The 18,921-nt window shown below is 37.7% G+C and carries 18 protein-coding genes; 16 read left to right on the top strand and 2 right to left on the bottom strand.

Annotated elements, in window-relative coordinates:
* The first annotated feature begins 56 nt into the window (after nucleotides 1–56).
* The 4 genes from FLUTA_RS09475 (at nucleotide 57) to FLUTA_RS09490 (ending at nucleotide 7,189) form a co-directional block, all read left to right on the top strand.
* The gene (locus tag FLUTA_RS09475; RefSeq protein ID WP_013686649.1) at nucleotides 57–3,137 is read left to right on the top strand and encodes a CotH kinase family protein; all 3,081 of its coding nucleotides are present in this window, start codon (nucleotides 57–59) and stop codon (nucleotides 3,135–3,137) included.
* A gap of 2 nt (nucleotides 3,138–3,139) precedes the next feature.
* A complete protein-coding gene (locus tag FLUTA_RS09480) occupies nucleotides 3,140–4,183 on the top strand; it encodes a PorP/SprF family type IX secretion system membrane protein (RefSeq protein ID WP_013686650.1) in 1,044 nt (347 codons plus the stop codon).
* A gap of 196 nt (nucleotides 4,184–4,379) precedes the next feature.
* Nucleotides 4,380–5,912 (top strand): bifunctional phosphoribosylaminoimidazolecarboxamide formyltransferase/IMP cyclohydrolase, encoded by a 1,533-nt coding sequence (gene purH / locus FLUTA_RS09485; protein WP_043024216.1) that lies wholly within the window; start codon nucleotides 4,380–4,382, stop codon nucleotides 5,910–5,912.
* A gap of 251 nt (nucleotides 5,913–6,163) precedes the next feature.
* Nucleotides 6,164–7,189, top strand: coding sequence for a rod shape-determining protein (locus FLUTA_RS09490; RefSeq protein ID WP_013686652.1), 1,026 nt, complete (start codon nucleotides 6,164–6,166; stop codon nucleotides 7,187–7,189).
* A 175-nt stretch (nucleotides 7,190–7,364) separates the two neighbouring features.
* Here FLUTA_RS09490 and FLUTA_RS09495 read toward each other — a convergent pair whose 3' ends face one another.
* Both FLUTA_RS09495 and purN read right to left on the bottom strand, forming a co-directional pair.
* Entirely contained in the window at nucleotides 7,365–8,063 is a 699-nt protein-coding gene (locus tag FLUTA_RS09495) for a MarC family protein (RefSeq protein WP_013686653.1), read from the bottom strand.
* Nucleotides 8,064–8,067: 4 nt separating this feature from the next.
* Nucleotides 8,068–8,643 (bottom strand): phosphoribosylglycinamide formyltransferase, encoded by a 576-nt coding sequence (gene purN, locus FLUTA_RS09500; protein WP_013686654.1) that lies wholly within the window; start codon nucleotides 8,641–8,643, stop codon nucleotides 8,068–8,070.
* Between the two features lie 160 nt (nucleotides 8,644–8,803).
* On the opposite strand from purN, the gene FLUTA_RS09505 reads away from it, so the two are divergent.
* From FLUTA_RS09505 to FLUTA_RS09550, 12 genes are all read left to right on the top strand, one after another.
* Complete coding sequence (locus FLUTA_RS09505; protein ID WP_013686655.1) at nucleotides 8,804–9,040, top strand: acyl carrier protein; 237 nt, start codon at nucleotides 8,804–8,806, stop codon at nucleotides 9,038–9,040.
* 42 nt (nucleotides 9,041–9,082) lie between these two features.
* Nucleotides 9,083–10,336, top strand: a complete 1,254-nt coding sequence (gene fabF, locus FLUTA_RS09510) for a beta-ketoacyl-ACP synthase II (RefSeq protein ID WP_013686656.1) — start codon at nucleotides 9,083–9,085, stop codon at nucleotides 10,334–10,336.
* Between the two features lie 7 nt (nucleotides 10,337–10,343).
* A complete protein-coding gene (gene rnc / locus FLUTA_RS09515) occupies nucleotides 10,344–11,066 on the top strand; it encodes a ribonuclease III (RefSeq protein WP_013686657.1) in 723 nt (240 codons plus the stop codon).
* Nucleotides 11,067–11,234: 168 nt separating this feature from the next.
* Nucleotides 11,235–12,236, top strand: coding sequence for a hypothetical protein (locus tag FLUTA_RS20750; protein ID WP_013686658.1), 1,002 nt, complete (start codon nucleotides 11,235–11,237; stop codon nucleotides 12,234–12,236).
* A gap of 3 nt (nucleotides 12,237–12,239) precedes the next feature.
* On the top strand, nucleotides 12,240–15,146 hold the full coding sequence (locus tag FLUTA_RS09525; protein WP_013686659.1) for a T9SS type A sorting domain-containing protein: 2,907 nt from the start codon (nucleotides 12,240–12,242) through the stop codon (nucleotides 15,144–15,146).
* Entirely contained in the window at nucleotides 15,143–15,769 is a 627-nt protein-coding gene (locus FLUTA_RS09530; RefSeq protein ID WP_013686660.1) for a hypothetical protein, read from the top strand. Before FLUTA_RS09525 ends, FLUTA_RS09530 begins: the two co-directional genes overlap by 4 nt.
* 72 nt (nucleotides 15,770–15,841) lie before the next feature.
* Entirely contained in the window at nucleotides 15,842–16,465 is a 624-nt protein-coding gene (locus FLUTA_RS09535; RefSeq protein WP_013686661.1) for a hypothetical protein, read from the top strand.
* 23 nt (nucleotides 16,466–16,488) lie between these two features.
* A complete protein-coding gene (locus FLUTA_RS22045) occupies nucleotides 16,489–16,575 on the top strand; it encodes a T9SS type A sorting domain-containing protein (protein ID WP_071841680.1) in 87 nt (28 codons plus the stop codon).
* Nucleotides 16,572–17,207 (top strand): hypothetical protein, encoded by a 636-nt coding sequence (locus FLUTA_RS09540; RefSeq protein WP_013686662.1) that lies wholly within the window; start codon nucleotides 16,572–16,574, stop codon nucleotides 17,205–17,207. The genes FLUTA_RS22045 and FLUTA_RS09540 overlap by 4 nt, the downstream gene beginning before the upstream one ends.
* Nucleotides 17,208–17,276: 69 nt before the next feature.
* A complete protein-coding gene (locus FLUTA_RS09545; protein ID WP_013686663.1) occupies nucleotides 17,277–17,918 on the top strand; it encodes a hypothetical protein in 642 nt (213 codons plus the stop codon).
* A 69-nt stretch (nucleotides 17,919–17,987) separates the two neighbouring features.
* Nucleotides 17,988–18,137 carry a hypothetical protein gene (locus FLUTA_RS21585; protein WP_013686664.1) on the top strand — a complete coding sequence of 50 codons (150 nt, stop codon included), beginning with the start codon at nucleotides 17,988–17,990 and terminating at the stop codon, nucleotides 18,135–18,137.
* Between the two features lie 104 nt (nucleotides 18,138–18,241).
* On the top strand, nucleotides 18,242–18,823 hold the full coding sequence (locus FLUTA_RS09550; RefSeq protein WP_148235419.1) for a hypothetical protein: 582 nt from the start codon (nucleotides 18,242–18,244) through the stop codon (nucleotides 18,821–18,823).
* Nucleotides 18,824–18,921 lie beyond the last annotated feature (98 nt).

Below are 18,921 nucleotides of genomic sequence, written 5' to 3' on the forward strand. Positions count from 1 at the left end.
TTGGATTATAACATAAAAGATTCGTAAAATTATACACTCTTAAATGGAAACTACCCATGAAACTACACACTCTCTCTAAAACACTATTCTTCTTCTTGTTACTTCTTTTATCTAAGGTAGCAAGCTCTCAAGTTTTTATCAATGAATATTCTTGTTCGAATATTGCCGGTCCAACAGATGCCTTTGGTGAACGAGAAGATTGGGTCGAATTATACAATGCTGGTGCGAGTGCGGTTGATTTAACTGGATATTACCTTTCTGATAATGACAACAATCCCACAAAATGGCAAATCCCTTCTGGATCAATTGCTGCTGGTGGTTACAAAATGATTTATTGTAGCGGAAGAGGAATTGTTAGTGGAAATGAAATCCATCCAAATTTTAACTTGGCACAAACTTCCAATGAGTGGTTTATTTTGACAAGTCCCGCGAATGTTACTGTTGATTTCATTGAGTTTACACAAATGACCAAGCAAAATCATTCAATTGGTCGCCAAACGAATGGTGCGGCTACTTGGCGATTGTTTTTAACACCGACTCCACTGGCTTCAAATACTGGAGGGATTAATTTTTACACATCAACACCCGTATTTAGCGTAGCTGCAGGGTTTTATACAACAACCCAGAATGTAACAATTACTTGTCCAGATGCTGGTTCAACGATTCGGTATACAACAGATGGTTCTGAACCTACAGCAACTTCTACTTTGTATTCTACACCAGTTGCGATTACTTCTACGAAGGTTTTACGTGCGAAAGCATTTTCGACGAATCAAGTAAGTTTTACGATGTCAGGGACTTATTTCATCAATGTCAATCACACAGTTCCTGTTGTGTCAATTGCTGGTGCTGGACCTAATTCGGTGGCAACTCTTTTGAATGGAACTCAAATAGAGCCTCAGGGATTTTTTGAATTGTGGGAGGCTGATAAATCATTTGCTGGTAAAGGGGAAGGGCAGTTTAACAAACACGGTAATGACTCTTGGGCTTATCCACAAAGAGGTTTCGATTTTATTATGAGAGATCAATACGGATACGATCATGAAATTGAGCACCAAATCTTTCCAACTGAAAATCGGGATAAATTTCAGCGTTTAATTTTAAAACCTGCAGCAAGTGACAATTATCCGTTCGAAACAGGAGGAGCACATATCCGCGATGCTTTTGTGCATACACTTTCTCAGCGTGCTGACCTGAAGCTGGACGAGCGTACCTGGAGACCATGCGTTGTTTATTTGAACGGACAATACTGGGGAGTCTACGAATTGCGTGAAAAAGCAGATGATGCAGATTTCACCAAACACTATTATAATCAGGATAAATTTAACTTACAATATTTGAAAACCTGGGGGACTACCTGGGAAGAATATGGAGCTCCGAATGCACTTCCAGATTGGAACGCATTGAGAAATTATATCAACACCAATAATATGGGTGTTGCTGCCAATTTCACGTATGTGGATAGCCAATTGAACTGGGAATCTTTGGTTGACTATTTTGTCATCAACTCCTATATCGTTAGCCAAGACTGGTTGAATTGGAATACTGGCTGGTGGCGTGGAATGGATCCGAACGGCGACAAGAAGAAATGGCGTTATATTCTTTGGGATATGGATGCTTGTTTCGGACATTATATCAACTTTACAAACATTCCTGATCCAAGTGCCAACGCTAATCCATGTCAAGCAGAAAACCTTCCAAATCCAGGAGGACAAGGACACACAAATATTATTCAGAAATTAATTGATGAAAATCCGGTAGTTGAACAGTATTATATTTCCCGATATATTGATTTGGTAAATACTCATTTCTCGTGTGCGTACATGAATAATTTGCTAGACAGCATGGTCAATCAGATAGCTCCAGAAATGGCTCAACATTGCACTAGATGGGGAGGAACAGTGGCAGGGTGGCAAGCTAACGTTCAGGCAATGCGGAATTTTATCAATTTGCGTTGTACAGCATTAAACCAAGGTTTGGTGGATTGTTATCAAGTTACAGGTCCAAGTGCAATCGTAGTGACGGTTAGTCCTGCACTTTCTGGAGAGGTTAAAGTAAACTCTGTTTGGGCTCCTACTTATCCTTGGAATGCAAACTATTTTGGAGGTATTCAAACCAATTTAATAGCCAAGCCATTAACTGGTTATGTATTCTCTCATTGGGAACACACTGCAAATACGCTTACAGCACCAATAGCTCAAGATACAAATTCGATGGATATTGTTGCTCCAGTAACAATCACGGCAGTTTTCATTGTTGATAATCCGGATATTGATGGAGATGGTTGTTTGAATACTGACGAGGTTATTGCAGGAACAGATCCGAATGTGGCTGATACAGATGGAGATGGTGAAAATGATTGTGCCGAAATTGGTTCAAATCCTTCAACACCATTAGATTCAGATGGTGACGGAATCATTGACGCATTGGAGCCTAGTACTACAGATACGGATGGTGATGGGGTGAATGACGAATCAGATCCTGCAAATACAGATCCATGTATTCCAAATCCAAATGCAGGTCCATGTGATCAAGATGGTGATGGATTGACGAATGCGGAAGAAACCACTGCTGGTACAAATACGACCAATCCTGATACAGATGGGGATGGAATTAATGATGGCGATGAGGTTACCAATGGGACAAATCCTTTAGATCCTTGTTCTCCTCCAAATGCTACCCCAGCTTGTAATGTAGATACAGATGGAGATGGAATTTTAGATGGAAGTGAGGTTGTGTATGGCACCGATCCAAACAATCCAGATACAGATGGAGATGGAATCAATGATGGAGATGAAGTAACAAATGGAACAGATCCGCTAGACTCTTGTGATCCGAATCCTGTTGGAGAAATGTGTTTCTTAGGATTCCATATGCCAACAGCATTTTCACCGAATAATGATGGTTTAAATGACTTTTTAGCTCCTCGAATTGGACGCGATGTTGCATCCTTTACTTGGTATGTTTATGACCGTTGGGGGAATAGAATGGTTGTTAGCTCTGATCCAAATTTCAAATGGGATGGAGTTTTCAATGGAGAGAAATTAAACACAGGCGTTTATGCTTTCCAGGCAAATGTTGTTTTTACGAATGGTAAGAAGGAAACATATTCAGGTAATATCACTGTAACAAGGTAATCATGAAGAGAAGGATATTTACGGCACTTGTAGTTTTGACTGGCTTGTCAGCAAGTGCCCAAGATTTTCATGTAACGCAAATTCTTCAAGCGCCAAATTTACTCAATCCTGGAGCGGTTGGTGTTTACGATGGTTGGGAAAGAATAGCGATTCAACATCGGAATCAGTGGCTGGCAGGAGGTGCAACTTATATGACATCTGGGATTACTGCCGATGCAAATTTTTTCAAAAGTGATCGAAAACCCAAAGCTCATTTAGGAGTTGGACTTCAGTTTTACAACGATATTGCGGGTAAATCAGGCTATGGAATGCAAAATGGGTCATTAACGGTTTCAGGAATTCTACCCGTGGGAGCAGGAAGCCAATTGTCACTTGGAATTCAAGCAGGAATGGGAAATCGAACGGGTGATATGTCTCGGTTGATTTATGATTCCCAATGGAATGGAAATGGGGCTTACGACCCTACAATTGCTAGTGGTGAAACAGGAACTCTTAGTTCGTTTGCATACATCGATGCTTCAGCTGGAGTCTTTTACCAATTTGATGGAGGGCAAACAACATTCGCGCGTAATAATGATGTCAAGTTTCAAATTGGATTTGCTGGATATCATTTGAATGGGCCTATGATGAGATATCGTACAGGTTCCCAAGAGCAATTGGCGCGTAAGTATGTTGGAATGGTTAAATATTCGATGGATATTCCCAATTCAAAATTGGCTTTTGATGCGCAATTTGCTCAGTTCATTCAAGGTGGACATTACGAATCTATTTTAGGATTGATTTTAAGAAGACGTTTTCAAGATGGCGGTAAAATTACAGGATTCAGTCAGGATGCCTTTTTCGGATTGGGTGTTTACACACGTTTAAAAGATGCAATTGCTCCAACAATGCAAATTGATTGGAGAGGATTTCATTTTGGAGTTTCTTATGATTTTACTCTTTCTGCTTTGCGTTATGGTTATAAAGGTGGAAGCTTAGAATTTTCTTTGAGTTACACGAATATGAATAATGCGCTGTTTAAAACCAGAAGAAAAGGATTTAGGTAGCTGGCTTTTCCTATTTTATCCTTTAGTGGGATAAGTGCACGATTATCCACCATTTACCAAGGTAAGTAATTTTAATGTGTTTATTTCCTTCTAAAGTGATGGTAATTAATTATCTAAAAACTACAACGATTTTCCATTTAAAATCGGTACTTTTGCGCCCTCGAATCAGATTGATTGGAAGGAACAAGTTATGGATATGGAAAACACTAAAAAAATTACAGGGGCCTTAATTTCAGTTTATTACAAAGACGGCTTAGAGCCAATTGTACGTAAATTGAACGAAGAAAAGGTAACGATTTATTCTACAGGAGGAACGCAAACGTTCATTGAAGGATTGGGTATTCCGGTTGTACCAGTTGAATCAATGACATCGTATCCTGAAATTTTTGGTGGACGTGTGAAAACATTACATCCCGCAATTTTTGGCGGGATCTTGCACCGAAGAAATCTTCAAGCTGATTTAGACCAAGCAAAACAATTCAATATTCCTACAATCGATTTAGTAATTGTAGATTTATATCCGTTCGAAGAAACGGTTGCTTCTGGAGCAGATCATCAATCCATTATTGAGAAAATCGATATTGGTGGAATTTCATTGATTCGTGCTGCAGCTAAAAACTACAACGATGTGGTTATTATTCCTTCAGTAAATCAATACGCAGCATTTTTGGAAATTTTAAATGGACAAGGAGCTTCTTCAACAATTGATCAAAGAAAGCAGTTTGCTAAAATGGCATTCATGGTTTCTTCTCATTACGATACGCACATCTTTAATTATTTCAATGCAGATAATGAAACTCCTGTTTTCAAGCAAAGTATTTTAGAGAGTCAATCACTTCGTTATGGAGAAAATCCACATCAAAAAGGGTGGTTTCACGGAGATTTTTCCGCTATGTTTGATCAACTTCATGGAAAAGAGCTTTCGTACAACAACTTGTTAGACGTAGATGCAGCAGTGCAATTGATGGCTGAATTTGAGAAAAATGATCCAACTTTTGCAATTTTAAAACACAACAATGCGTGTGGTTTAGCGACTCGTCCTACTTTGGCTCAAGCTTATGCAGATGCGTTAGCTGGTGATCCAACTTCTGCTTTTGGAGGAATTTTAATTGCAAATCGCAAAATTGACTTAGCAACGGCTAATCAAATCAACGATTTGTTTTGTGAAGTAGTGATTGCACCAGGTTTTGATGCAGATGCGGAAGAGGTTTTGAAAAGCAAGAAGAATCGCATTCTTTTAGTTCAAAAACAAGTCAAATTGCCAAACCGTCAATTTAGAACCTTATTGAATGGAGTTTTGGAGCAAGAAAAAGATCTATTGTCTGAATCTGCAACGAATTTTGAGCCTAAAACAAAAACGGTTCCTACTGCTCAGGAAGTAGAAGATTTAATCTTTGCGAATAAATTGGTGAAGCACACAAAGTCGAATACAATCGTTTTCGCTAAAAACGGGCAGTTAATTGCAAGTGGAACAGGTCAAACCTCCCGCGTAGACGCATTGAAACAAGCCATTGAAAAAGCACGAAATTTCGGGTTCGACTTAAACGGAGCGGTAATGGCATCTGATGCATTTTTCCCTTTCCCAGATTGCGTTGAAATTGCCCAAAATGCTGGAATTACAGCTGTTGTTCAACCGGGTGGTTCTATCAAAGATGAATTGTCGATTGATTACTGCAATGCGAACGGGTTGGCGATGGTTTTCACAGGAAATAGACATTTTAAGCATTAATTCTAAAAATAGTTGGAAGCTCAGTCGGTAATGACTGGGCTTTTTTGTTTTATGAGGTTCGCAATTCTTGAGTAAAACCAACACTTTTTGAATGATTTAGCGTAGTTGCTAAAACAATTTATTGAATTTCAAAATTCTTTCTGCAAATTGATGAAAGATTTAGACTTTTTTCAATTTATTTAGTCTAATTTTGTAACACTTTCCAAGAATTTACGAATAAGGGAAAGAAACGCAAAAAGGAGCGCGCTAGGATGGGATTGTTTAATTTTCTGACACAAGAAATTGCTATTGACTTAGGAACTGCAAACACACTGATCATTATGAATGACAAAGTGGTGGTTGATGAACCTTCAATTGTAGCAAAAGATATACAAACGGGTAAAGTTGTGGCCATCGGTAAGAAGGCACAACAGATGCACGGAAAAACACACAAATTGATTGAAACAGTTAGACCGTTGAAAGATGGCGTAATTGCAGATTTTCAAAGTGCTGAACAAATGATTCGTGGATTTATCAAAATGATTAATCCAGGGAAACGATTATTTAACCCAACACTTCGTATGGTTATCTGTATTCCTTCTGGAATTACAGAGGTTGAGAAACGTGCTGTGCGTGACTCTGCTGAACATGCGGGAGCAAAAGAAGTTTATTTGATTCACGAGCCGATGGCTGCTGCAATCGGTATTGGTATCGATGTGGAAGAACCAATGGGAAATATGATTATCGATATCGGTGGTGGTACTTCTGAAATTGCTGTCATTGCTTTGGGTGGAATAGTTTGTGATAAGTCTATTCGTATTGCGGGTGATGATTTTACTTCCGATATTGAAGAATACATGCGTCGTCAACACAACATCTTGGTTGGTGAGCGTACTGCAGAGCAAATCAAAATTGAAGTTGGTGCTGCCCTTCCTGAATTAGACAATCCGCCAGCTGATTATGCAGTTCGTGGTCGCGATTTAATGACAGGGATTCCAAAAGAAATTATCATTACATATTCAGAAGTTGCTCACGCTTTAGATAAAACCATTTCTAAAATCGAAGAAGCAATTTTAAGTGCTCTTGAACAAACGCCACCAGAACTTTCTGCTGATATCTACAAAACAGGTATTTACTTAGCAGGAGGTGGTTCTATGTTGCGTGGTTTGGATCGTCGTATCAATGAGAAAACAAAATTACCTGTCCATATAGCTGAAGATCCATTGAGAGCTGTAGCACGTGGAACAAGTATCGCATTGAAAAACTTGGATAGATTCCAGTTCTTGATTAAAGACTAAGATAAAAACACATAAAGTAAAAGCCCAGATTCCTTACATACAGGATCTGGGCTTTTTTGGAATTTTCAATTTTATGAATCACTTAAATCAAATTGGAGCCAAACTGACTGTTTTAAGAGAAAACGGGTTGGGATATCAATTGATTTTCCCGCAAAATAACTGACAAATAAGCACCCTACTGGTTCAGTGTTGAATCCTTTTGCTCACTTGGTGTATTTGGTTTATCCTGTTGAGGAGCATGTACAATTTCCACCTTTTGAACTTTCTTTTCTGTTTCTATATTCAAAATAATCTTAGCGATATTGGTAGTGAATAGTTTCACTGCAATTGCAAGCAAAATAATTCCAAACACTTTTTTCATAATGGCAATTCCTCCAGGACCAAGAATGCGCTCGATACGTTTAGTTAAACGCAAAACGGTGTAAACCAATAAGACATTTAAAAGAATCGCCAAAACGATATTAATATTTTGAAACTCTGCTCTAAGAGAAACTAACGTTGTCATTGTTCCGGCCCCTGCAATAATAGGGAAAGCCAATGGAACAACACTTGCAGTTTTTCCAGAAACAGAATCGCGAAACAAACGGACTCCAAGAATCATTTCTAAACTCATTGCAAATAAGATTAAGGAACCCGCAACGGCGAATGAACCAACATCAACTCCAAATAATTTCAGGATAGATTCTCCCAAAATGAGAAATCCAATCATGATTCCAAGTGATACAAAACTGGTTCGTGCTGGATGAATATCTCCGCTTTGTTCTTGAATTTTGATAATTAAAGGAACTGACCCAATGACATCAATAACCGCAAATAGGACCATCGAAGCTTTGAAAAGTTCGCCAAAGTTAAAAGCAGTGAAATAATTAAGCATACACTCAGTTGTTTAAAATCGTTTGTTCCACAATAATAGGAAAATGTTTGTGTTCAAGTAGTTGAATTTTCTCTGCAAGGTTTTCTGGGGTATCTTTTTCTTCAATTAGTGTGTCAAATTGCGCCAACACTTTTCCTTTGTCAAATTCCTCATCTACTAAATGAATAGAAATACCGCTTTTAGACTCTTTTGCGTCGATTACAGCTTCATGCACAAACTTTCCATACATTCCTTGTCCGCCAAACTTCGGGAGCAGTGAGGGGTGAATATTAACAATGCGATTATGATATCCACGAATAATATTTACAGGGATTTTTCGCAAAAATCCAGCTAGAATAATCCAATCAATAGCTCGGTAATCTAACTCTTGAAGAACCGTTAATCCGCTTTCAAACTCTTCGTTGGAAAATAGGAGTACTTCTATTCCTAAAGATTTGGCTTTTTCCACAATCGGAGCATTTTCTCTGTTGCAGAGGAGTGTTTTCACCTCAATTTTGGGGTGATTTTGAAAGAAATGAATCAAATTTATTGCATTTGAGCCATTACCAGATGCGAATAGCGCTATGGATTTCTTGTTCATGGCACAAAGTTACATAATCCAAATGACACAGCACAGGCGGATTACAAGCTGAAAACAAGATTTTTCAAAGACTTATTATGCAATTAAGTCACTTTATATTTTGTTTTTATCGCATTTCCTATTTTCTTTGCAAGCTGAAAAACCTTATAAAAGAATTGAGATGTCTGATATCAAATCAAGAGTAATATCTATTATCGTAGATAAGTTAGGAGTTGAAGAGAGCGAAGTAACAAACGAAGCAAGCTTCACAAATGATCTAGGTGCTGATTCACTAGATACTGTAGAATTGATCATGGAATTCGAGAAAGAATTCAACATCGCTATTCCAGATGATCAAGCTGAGAACATTCAAACAGTTGGTGACGCAGTTTCTTATATCGAGCAAAACGCTAACTAAGAGATCTTAGTTTTCCGAGCATTTAAAACGAATTAAACATTTATGGAGCTAAAGAAGGTTGTTGTAACTGGGTTGGGCGCTATTACGCCAATTGGTAATACTGTTGCAGAATTTTGGGATGGATTACTTAATGGGAAGAGTGGTGCAGCTCCAATTCAACAATTCGATGCTTCTAAGTTTAAGACGCAATTTGCTTGTGAAATTAAAAATTTTAATGTCGAAGATCACATCGACAAAAAAGAAGCACGGAAATTAGATCAATTTTCACAATACGCCATGGTCTCTGCTACAGAGGCCATGGTTGATTCTAAATTGATGGAATCTAACCCAAATGTAGACCGAATTGGTGTTATTTGGGGTTCTGGAATTGGTGGACTAAAAACCTTTCAGGATGAGTCTCAAAATTTCTTTGCAGGAGATGGAACTCCAAAGTTCAATCCATTCTTTATCCCTAAAATGATTGCAGATATTGCTGCAGGTCATATTTCCATTAAATATGGCTTACGTGGACCAAACTACGTAACTGTTTCTGCTTGCGCTTCGGCTACAAATGCAATCATTGACTCGTTCAATTTGATTCGTTTGGGTAAAGCAGATGCAATTGTTACAGGTGGATCTGAAGCTGCAGTCAATGAAATGGGAATGGGTGGATTTAATGCTTTAAGAGCTTTGTCTACTCGAAATGATTCACCAGAAACAGCTTCTCGTCCATTCGATTTAGATCGAGATGGATTTGTGTTGGGTGAAGGTGGTGGTGCACTTATTTTGGAAGAGTACGAACACGCTATTAAACGTGGAGCAACTATTTATGCTGAAATACTTGGTGGTGGAATGTCTGGCGATGCTTATCACATGACCGCTCCGCATCCAGATGGAATTGGCGCACGAAACACAATGATTGCTGCATTGGAAGATGCAGAGTTGGAACCAACAGCAATTGATTATGTGAATGTTCATGGTACATCTACACCCCTTGGTGATTTGGCTGAAACAAAAGCAATCATGCAAGTGTTTGGTGAACATGCTTACAAACTAAATATCAGCTCCACAAAGTCAATGACTGGGCATTTATTGGGTGCTGCAGGCGCTATCGAGGCAATTGCATGTATTCTAGCTGTTCAAAATGATGTTGTTCCCCCAACGATCAATCATTTTACAGATGATCCAGAAATTGATAACAAATTGAATTTTACATTTAATAAAGCTCAGCACCGTACTGTGGATGTTGCCTTATCAAACACCTTTGGTTTCGGTGGTCACAACACTTCTGTGATTGTGCGAAAGTATAAAGGGTAAAATCTAGGTGAAATTTAGATTACCATTTCTCAAGCAAAAAAGGTCTCCTGAAGACGTTGCATTCATTCGATTTTTTATAAATCGCTTTGGATATAGACCAAAGAATATCGAACTGTTTTATCAAGCGGTAACTCATCGTTCCATTGCCTATCATGGACAAAAAGATTTTTCCAACGAGCGTTTGGAATTCCTCGGAGATGCCATTTTGGATTCCATCATTGCTGAATTCTTGTTTCAACGATTTCCAGAAGAAGACGAGGGGTATTTGACCAAAGTAAAATCAAAAGTCGTTTCGCGTAAAACACTCTCTGAAATTGGAGAAGAACTCGAATTGCGCTCTATTCTTCGCTACAACAAAGGTCGATCAATTAATTTATCTTCTTTGGAAGGAAATGCCTTCGAAGCCATCATTGGAGCTATTTATTTGGATAGTTCTTACGAGGAAACCAAGAAAATTATTTACAACCACATCTTCCGCAAGTATGTTGATCTGAACAAAATCTTGGAAGAAGAAATTGACTTTAAATCCAAATTGTTTATTTGGAGTCAGAAACGAAGATTGGCTTTGGAATTTGTTGTATTGAGAGAAGAGAACAATCACGGGACTTGGTTCTACGAGGTTATTGTTCAGGTAAATTCTGTAAACTACGGAAAAGGTAGTGGAAATTCCAAAAAACTAGCTGAGCAAGCGGCAGCAAAAGAGACCTTGATTTTGATGGGGGAATTGTAAACTCTTTTCTCTTTCACAACAAAAAATGTGGTTTCCCGCAATGGCTTTTCGGTATTTATACTGATGCTTGGTAATTGAATAAGTTGTAGATTTAATCGCAACTAATTTATTACTACTCATGAAAACCACAAATTTTACCCCCCCCCCATTTTTTTAAAAGGCTTACTAATGCTCGGCTTTAGCTGCATTTCTGCACTATCATTTGCTCAATCCAACACACTTCCGACAACTGGAAATGTAGGTATTGGAACAACATCACCCTCTGAACGACTTACCGTGAATGGGTCAGCACGAATCGATTCTACGCTAACTGTTCGCGATTCGATGATCGTTGACCGAGATGCACACATTAAAAGCGACTTACGTGTAGATGGAAAAACCCTCTTGGGAGATGACCTACATGCATCTAAAAACGTCTTCTTAGAAGAAGGCAACTTACAAATCAAATCCTTGGGAGATACAAGTCTTCCAGAAGATGGGATCTTAACGATTGATGCTTTGGGCAAAGTAAAAAATGGCGGCGATTTGAAGAGTCTGCTCTATCGTTCTGAACCAGCAACGAATTGTGCAACAGATATACACGGTAATCTCCTTGAAACCGCTCCTTTTTGGCAAGCTACAGCCAATCCGCAACGCATGTTTTTGATTAAAACTCCATGTTCTCCTGATCCACGATTGGGAGTTGGTGTGAGACCAGATGCTAAATTTCATGTGCGGCTAGATCTAAATTCCCAATTACACCCCCTATTGATTGAAAAAACCCTAAGCAGTAACCCAAGTGTACTACCCCGAAAATTGATGCAGTTGGACCACACAGGATTGCTGTATGCACGCGAAATAAAAGTGAATCTAGACAACTGGGCAGATTATGTGTTTGATAAAAATTACTCTTTAATGCCTTTGAACGAACTGCAGCAGTTTATCAACCAAAACAAGCATTTACCCAATGTGCCAAGTGCAACCGAAATGACAACTAATGGTTTGAATATAGCTGAAAACAGTAAAATGCTGATGGAAAAGGTGGAAGAATTAACGCTATACGTGCTTCAGATCAATGAGCGGGTAAAAACTCAAGAAGAATTGGTGAAACAACAGCAAGAAACCATTCGTTTGCAGCAGGAATTGATTTTACAAATTCAACAAGCACAACAGAAACCTGTAAAACTGTAAGTTATGAGAAAGTTCTTAGTAGCTTTCCTCTTGCTTGTGGGTTCACAGGCTTGGGGACAAACGGATACCCTTCAATTTACAACAAGAAGGCAAGTTGCTGATACAGTATTAGGTCTTTTAGATCCAACTATTTACGGTCCAGCTTTGATTGAACGTTCAATGACAGAAGACTCACTTTTGATTAATCAACTACAATATAGTGATTATTCAGGTGTATCTCAGGGATGGAGCTGGCTTCAGGCGTATTCTGATATAGCTTTAAGCTATGTTGATTCTACCTATATGTATTCTGACACAGCATTGTTACATCGTTTGGAGAATTTTCAATTGGACATGCGAGACACCTCCGGATTGGATCAGCTGAAACAACCTTTTGGACTGTTATTGCATCAGGTAAGTCGCATTGATACAACTCTACTCAATACTCTTGGAGTGTTCTCAAACGATCAAAGCCAATTGAAATTGAACGAAAGTATTGATGAAAGTACAATCTATCAGAAAGTAATGTTGAAAAGTGCAGCAATTTTGGAACTGGATGGTGAACATGGCTACGATCAAGGAACCATTTATTACACAGAAGACTTCATTTCTACCAGTCCGGATATTACAATTAATTCTATTCATCTGAATATGGGAACTGGTTTTCAGCCCTTTTCAGCAACAGCTAATCAAATCACCTATTCCATTCTGAAAGATTTTCAACTTGGACAAGCTGCCATCGAATACATGCTCAACGGGGTAAGTATATCCGATACACTTTCTTTTTATGTCTCTACAAGGACATATAAGTATAAGAACACCGAAAAATCTGCAAGTCAATGGGATTCACCTGTTCGGTATTTCGGGAATGATTTACAGTATTGTATTTTATATGGTTGTGGGAATGTGAATGAGAAAATAAGACGTCCTGTCATTTTTGCTCCGCCTTACAGGCCTATTTCGCAATTTCTTTTATCTTTTAATAAGTATTACGATCAATTTGATTTTAAGTCATTGCTGACCTCTTTAGCAGAAATGGGATATGATGTCATTTTTGTCAAAGAAACTCCAGGAAATAGAGGTATTAATCATGCTGGGAGTATTTTGGGGGATTTCATCAAATTTATTAACGAAAAGAAAAAGGAACACTTTCCAAATGAAGACTGGGAAAATGTGGTCATTGGTTTTAGTGCTGGCGGACAACATTGGCGCTATGCATTGAAGAAACTGGAAAAAGAGCACATGGAAACTGGAACGCCACATCACCACACACGTCTCTATATTCCTTTTGATTCTCCACATTGGGGAGCAAATGTACCCATGTTTGCTCAGGCTGTTTATCGAGATATGTATGCATTCAGTATGCCTGCCTTATTTGCATACGAAAGTTTAACGGATGCTGCATCTAAAGATATGTTGATGAATCACATTATTGGTAGCAATCTAACAGAAGATAATCATGTATATACGATTACTCCTGCTCCTGCATCTGAAAAGTTGAATATTTCCAATCAATTGGATAATTGGTTCAATCATCAATTCACCCCAATGAATGATTTGCGCAAAACTTTTCCAACCTTCACCAGAAATGTCGCTATATCAACTGGAAATAATTCTGCCAACTACGATTCACAATATGGGTTATTCCCTGGAATGAAATTATTTTCACAAAACGTTTTTGCCCCTGCTTGGTATGGTGGAAAAGCATTCAACAGAAGTATCTACAGTTCACAATCTGGCACAGCAAGACAAGTATTTAAACGAGAAGACTTGTATTTGTTCTTAGGTTTTCCCCTATGGTTTAAACGATTCTACAAAACAAATAATGCCTATGAGTGGGATTTAGCACAAGGTGGATACAAGGATGAATTTTATGACGAAGGTGCTATGAATTGGAATGCAGCTCCTTTGTCTGGCATTCCCGTTGGGGCTATCAATATTTTGGTTGCTTCAGCTCAAAACATTCTACTTCCTTTTGGTCCATTATGGGGGACACAGCACTATAAAGGACATATTTCTTTTCTACCAATGGTTTCTGCATTGGGAATAAACCCTTCCATTTGGCAGAATAATAACCTGTATTATAATCTAAAAGATGAAGGATTGATGTTTAATCAATTTGATATTCAAAACAATCCAGCATCTAATCTATATGGTTATCCAAATTTAGCTCATCCAACCAATCATTTCAACATTACTCCTTTTGAGGCGGTGTATTGTGATCCGCAAACCTACGAGCACATTAAAATGCAGGCTTCCATAGATGAAAATGATGGAATGGACGATGTTTACCTAGTACATACCCGCAATTTTATTCTAGATGAAGTAGAAGCAGATGTCGTTTATCTGCAGAATAAAATAATTGGTAAGAACCACCTGCAATGGGATCCAAATTACCGCTACAAAGCTTGGTACAAAGCATACGATCGTATCATTTTTGGCGCATCGGTGACTCCAAAGACAGATACTGGAGCCTACATCATTGAATCGAGCGGAGAAATAACAGCCTATGCCTGTAATGGTATTCATATAACCCCTGGGTTTCATACACAAAGTGGCAGCAGATTCCACGCTTATGAGTATTGTGATGGCTGTTCGCGGCCAAGGGAAGGAGGAAAAAGCGCAAGCAATACAGAATCTGACCAAGAATCAAACGAACTACAAATTTCGCTCTTGGATAACGACAATAAAGAAGCTAATCTTGCCATCGATCTTCAAATCTTCCCAAACCCTGCAACAGAAGGATTTACCGTTTTGTTTCCGCTTGCTGCAGGAAACTATTCCATTTTTGATTCAAACGGTAGAATATTTAAGCAAGGACCCATTGCCGAAAACAACAAAAAGCTGTACATTGAATTACCCAAAGGGGTCTATTTCCTGAAATGGAACGAAAACGAACAAGTAATCACTAAAAAAATAATCGTATTATGAGGGTGTTATTGATTGTATTATTGGGGATTCTGTTCGTTTCATGTGGTAAGAAACGATCCATCCATATTACGGCTACAAATGCTGCTACTGGTGAGCGTTATGCAGGATTGCAATATTATATAGTTTCATCTACTACCAGTGGAAACGGTGAAAAATACAAAACCGAAAAATCTGGATTTTTAAACGAGAATGGAGAAGCCACTGAGATTATTCGAGAGAAACAATACCGAACATACGCTGTGCGTGTTGTTGAACCTGAAAGCAGCTGTTACAATAAAGAAATTACCATGTATTTTGGCGGAGCGAATGACAAAAATGGACATTTTGATTTTGAATTTGCGGAGTGTGCTTATTTGAAATTCAGATATTATAACTCCTCCTGTCAGGGGGGGGGGGATCATATAGAAGTTACAAGAATTACAAACTTAGCAGGTTATGTGGGATTTTATAATCCAGCTACTTACGATGGTTGCGCGGATTACACCATGCCAAACTTTGTTCAAGTTCCAATGGGTAATTGGTATTTCACATGGGATGTAACCAAAAATGGAGTAACAACTTCATATTCTGACACTATCTTTTTAGCCGCTGGAGAATATAAGTATTACGAATTCAATTATTAGTTTTCAATAAAGGGTATAACCAATATATGGAAAATCGCAACTACTATTTCCTCAATTTTGTAAAAAAATGAAATGAAAAAACTGTTCACATTCATCCTTTTCTTGTTTCTACTTGTTTCATGTGGTAAAAAACGAACTATCGTTATTACCGCAACAAACGGTGCTACTGGAGAACGTTATGCAGGACTGCAATACTTTGTTGTTTCCTCTACTACCAGTGGAAATGGAGAAAAGTACAAAACCGAAAAATCTGGGTTTTTAAACGAGAATGGAGAAGCTTCAGAAATCATTCGAGAGAAGCAATACCGAACATACGCTGTGCGTGTTGTTGAACCTGAAAACAGCTGTTACAACAAAGAAATTACCATGTATTTTGACGGTGCGAATGACAAAAATGGACATTTTGATTTTGTATTTGCAGAATGTGCTTATTTGAAACAAAATATTGTAAATGTTAATTGTGAAAGATCAACAGATATTTTTAATATAAGAGATCGCTTCACTTATTCTGAATGGTCAGGTTGGTCTTATGATATTATGGGATGTTTCTCAAACACTGGAGGAGATTATTCTAAAGTTCCTGCAGGGAAAAGATACTTTCAGTGGAGAGCTATTAGGCAGTCTGGCGTTATAGAAGGTTTAGACAGTATCGAATTAGCTCCCGGAGAGTATGGGACAATATCAATACATTATTAAAATAAGTTTTACTTAAAAACAATGTGGTTTTTCAATTACCCAAAGGGGTCTATTTCCTGAAATGGAACGAAAACGAACAAGTAATCACTAAAAAAATAATCGTATTATGAGGGTGTTATTGATTGTATTATTGGGGATTCTGTTCGTTTCATGTGGTAAGAAACGATCCATCCATATTACGGCTACAAATGCTGCTACTGGTGAGCGTTATGCAGGATTGCAATATTATATAGTTTCATCTACTACCAGTGGAAACGGTGAAAAGTACAAAACCGAAAAATCTGGATTTTTAAACGAGAATGGAGAAGCTTCGGAAATCATTCGAGAGAAGCAATACAGAACATACGCTGTGCGTGTTGTTGAACCTGAAAACAGCTGTTACAATAAAGAAATTACCATGTATTTTGACGGGGCGAATGACAAAAATGGGCATTTTGATTTTGAATTTGCGGAGTGTGCTTATTTGAAGCTGAATATTAATAATGTGAATTGTCAGGGGGGGGGGGATTATTTTAAACTATATCATTATGGAAGTGATGTAGGATTTTTGAATGTTTCTCAAGGTAGCCCTATTCGAGAGGGGGGGGGCTGTTATTCATACACAGGGAGCGATTTTTCGGACGTTCCAATGGGGAGACGCTTCTATAAATGGGAAGTAATAAGAAATGGAATTACGAATATTTATTATGACACACTTTATTTAAGTCCTGGAGAGTATAAGACGTATGATATAAACTACTAAATAATCAAGTACTGAAAATCGCAACAAGTCTTTCAAATCATTGACCTACATTTGATTAAAATTGTACTTATGAGAAACCTGCTATTCATTTTATTTGGAACTCTATTTCTCGTTTCTTGTGGTAAGAAACGATCCATCCATATTACGGCTACAAATGCTGCTACTGGTGAGCGTTATGCAGGATTGCAATATTATATAGTTTCATCTACTACCAGTGGAAACGGTGAAAAATACAAAACCGAAAAATCTGGATTTTTAAACGAGAATGGAGAAGCCACTGAGATTATTCGAGAGAAACAATACCGAACATACGCTGTGCGTGTTGTTGAACCTGAAAACAGCTGTTACAACAAAGAAATCACTCAGTACTTTGATAGCCCTTATGATGTCGACGGTACCTTTACATTTGAGTTTGCGGGATGTGCGAATTTGAAATTGAATATCAATAATATAAATTGCCAAGGAGCAAGTGATTATTTTAAACTATATTATATGGGGAGACAAGTAGGAGGACAAGGTTCAAATATCGTAGGAGCACTTTCCCTTCAAGGAGGGGGGTGTTATTCTTATACTGGAAATGATTTCTCTTCTGTTCCTATGGGAAATATGTATTGGAAATGGGAGGTAACAAGAAATAATGTGACCACAACATATTATGACACGATTAATTTCTCAGCAGGAGAATACAAAATATATGATATAAACTACTAAATAATCACGTACTGAAAATCGCAACAAACCTTTCAAATCATTGACCTACATTTGATTAAAATTGTACTTATGAGAAACCTGCTATTTACATTATTTGTTGTTTTAATTGCTTCTTGCAAAAAACTGGATAAGGACAACCCCATTGAGTTCAAAATCAAAGCTCACATTCCTTATAGCGATGAACCCATTTCAGGGGTTAAATACACCATCTTCCTATGAAGCTACTATTTCTATTATTGACCAGTTCTATGCTCTTTGCTTGTACAATTACAAAGCGGAACTTTAATTCAGGGTATCATATTGAATGGAGAAAATCTCAACAAATGATTGAAAAAAACGAGAATTATGAAAGTAAAAATTTGAGTATTGAAATTAATCCAACAGAATCTTTATGTAATATTTGTGAAACACAAAAAGTAATTGCCAAAAATAATCACCCTACTGATTCAGTACAAATACTTGAATTGTCGCATCAAGAAAATAGGCTAACCGAAAATATATTTCAAAATCTCATCTCCAAGACCCAAAAAATTTCAAATCTCCAAAGTTGGGATAAAAAAATCGCGAAAAAACAAGAACCCATTAATCATAAAATTGCCGTTGAACAGGCTCCAAAAAAAGTAGATAAATTCACTTGGTTTGCTCTTGGATCTTTCATTTTAATGATCCTGACTTTAATGTGGATTTCTATAAATCCTTTTAGTGTAGTATTCCTCGTTCTTGGGTTACTATTGATCACATTTTCAATAATCTCAATAGTTAGAATCCGAAAAAATCCAATGAGGTATAAATCTAAATGGTTGACTTGGACTCTTTTTGCATTGGGAACTGTTGTATTTGGAGCATTGTTATTTCTGCTGGTCTATTATCTTCTAATTGTGACTAATAACGTTGATTTGTTTTGAAATTAAATATCATAAAATAGTTATTTCTTTCGCTCCGAAAAAAAGCATGAAACACTGTTTGAAAGCTGGCCAACTTTATTACTGAATCATTAAATGAT

Origin of the sequence: Fluviicola taffensis DSM 16823, assembly GCF_000194605.1 — a bacterium.
Taxonomy (GTDB): Bacteria; Bacteroidota; Bacteroidia; order Flavobacteriales_D; family Crocinitomicaceae; genus Fluviicola; species Fluviicola taffensis.

What these genes read in the sequence shown, in the direction of transcription:
- FLUTA_RS09475 (WP_013686649.1), top strand. Translation starts at nt 57, where the DNA reads ATGAAACTACACACTCTCTCTAAAACACTATTCTTCTTCTTGTTACTT.
- FLUTA_RS09480 (WP_013686650.1), top strand. Translation starts at nt 3,140, where the DNA reads ATGAAGAGAAGGATATTTACGGCACTTGTAGTTTTGACTGGCTTGTCA.
- purH (WP_043024216.1), top strand. Translation starts at nt 4,380, where the DNA reads ATGGAAAACACTAAAAAAATTACAGGGGCCTTAATTTCAGTTTATTAC.
- FLUTA_RS09490 (WP_013686652.1), top strand. Translation starts at nt 6,164, where the DNA reads ATGGGATTGTTTAATTTTCTGACACAAGAAATTGCTATTGACTTAGGA.
- FLUTA_RS09495 (WP_013686653.1), bottom strand. Translation starts at nt 8,063, where the DNA reads ATGCTTAATTATTTCACTGCTTTTAACTTTGGCGAACTTTTCAAAGCT.
- purN (WP_013686654.1), bottom strand. Translation starts at nt 8,643, where the DNA reads ATGAACAAGAAATCCATAGCGCTATTCGCATCTGGTAATGGCTCAAAT.
- FLUTA_RS09505 (WP_013686655.1), top strand. Translation starts at nt 8,804, where the DNA reads ATGTCTGATATCAAATCAAGAGTAATATCTATTATCGTAGATAAGTTA.
- fabF (WP_013686656.1), top strand. Translation starts at nt 9,083, where the DNA reads ATGGAGCTAAAGAAGGTTGTTGTAACTGGGTTGGGCGCTATTACGCCA.
- FLUTA_RS20750 (WP_013686658.1), top strand. Translation starts at nt 11,235, where the DNA reads ATGCTCGGCTTTAGCTGCATTTCTGCACTATCATTTGCTCAATCCAAC.
- FLUTA_RS09525 (WP_013686659.1), top strand. Translation starts at nt 12,240, where the DNA reads ATGAGAAAGTTCTTAGTAGCTTTCCTCTTGCTTGTGGGTTCACAGGCT.
- FLUTA_RS09530 (WP_013686660.1), top strand. Translation starts at nt 15,143, where the DNA reads ATGAGGGTGTTATTGATTGTATTATTGGGGATTCTGTTCGTTTCATGT.
- FLUTA_RS09535 (WP_013686661.1), top strand. Translation starts at nt 15,842, where the DNA reads ATGAAAAAACTGTTCACATTCATCCTTTTCTTGTTTCTACTTGTTTCA.
- FLUTA_RS09540 (WP_013686662.1), top strand. Translation starts at nt 16,572, where the DNA reads ATGAGGGTGTTATTGATTGTATTATTGGGGATTCTGTTCGTTTCATGT.
- FLUTA_RS09545 (WP_013686663.1), top strand. Translation starts at nt 17,277, where the DNA reads ATGAGAAACCTGCTATTCATTTTATTTGGAACTCTATTTCTCGTTTCT.
- FLUTA_RS21585 (WP_013686664.1), top strand. Translation starts at nt 17,988, where the DNA reads ATGAGAAACCTGCTATTTACATTATTTGTTGTTTTAATTGCTTCTTGC.
- FLUTA_RS09550 (WP_148235419.1), top strand. Translation starts at nt 18,242, where the DNA reads ATGATTGAAAAAAACGAGAATTATGAAAGTAAAAATTTGAGTATTGAA.